Below are 250 nucleotides of genomic sequence, written 5' to 3'. Positions count from 1 at the left end.
ACGATGGCGCTCTTCCAGGCCGGAGTCAGCGGGATGAAGCCATGGGCGGCAACTGCGGCGTTGGTGGTAGTGCCACCGTAGTGCTTGTAGATGAAGGCGCGGACGTCGGTGGAAACGCTGGCGTCCTTGTAGCACTGGCCGAAGACGAAGTTGGTGTAACCGACGATGGAGTAGCCGGCGCTCGGATTGGTGAACACCGGAACCCACTTGCTGGGGTCCGCACGGTCGGCGGCGTTGGCCGGCGGAGCCA

Annotated in this window: 1 pseudogene; it reads right to left on the bottom strand. The window is 64.4% G+C overall.

Features of this window, described 5'->3' with window-relative positions:
• Nucleotides 1-250: pseudogene (locus BST14_RS32130) on the bottom strand (hypothetical protein); the annotation flags it as partial.

The organism is Mycobacterium arosiense ATCC BAA-1401 = DSM 45069 (assembly GCF_002086125.1).
Lineage (GTDB): Bacteria > Actinomycetota > Actinomycetes > Mycobacteriales > Mycobacteriaceae > Mycobacterium > Mycobacterium arosiense.
Note: the sequence above shows the minus strand (reverse complement) of the source record. Positions and strands in the feature narration are given on the sequence as shown.